Annotated in this window: 1 pseudogene; it reads left to right on the top strand. The window is 61.8% G+C overall.

Annotation, left to right across the window (positions count from 1 at the left end):
* Positions 1-262 (top strand): annotated as a pseudogene (locus EOD29_RS32625) (adenylate/guanylate cyclase domain-containing protein); the annotation flags it as partial.

The raw sequence follows: 262 nt of genomic DNA, 5'->3' as shown, positions 1-262 counted from the left end.
AGACGGTCTGACCGAGGACGTGACCACGGCGCTCGCTCGTAATCCCGAGCTTCAGGTCATCGCCCGCGATTCCACCTATGCCGTGCGCGGTCAGGAGACGGACGTACGTAAGCTCGCGGCAAAGCTTGGCGTTGATTACGTGGTTGAAGGCAGCGCGCGCCGGGAAGGCGACCAGCTCCGCGTTTCGGCGCAGCTCATTGATGTAGGCACGGGGGCGCACTTATGGTCGCGCAGCTTCGACAAGAAGGTTGCTGACGTTTTT

Origin of the sequence: Mesorhizobium sp. M1A.T.Ca.IN.004.03.1.1 (assembly GCF_003997555.1) — a bacterium.
Lineage (GTDB): Bacteria > Pseudomonadota > Alphaproteobacteria > Rhizobiales > Rhizobiaceae > Mesorhizobium.
The sequence above is the reverse complement of the archived record's forward strand: the minus strand, read 5'-3'. Positions and strand labels throughout refer to the sequence as shown.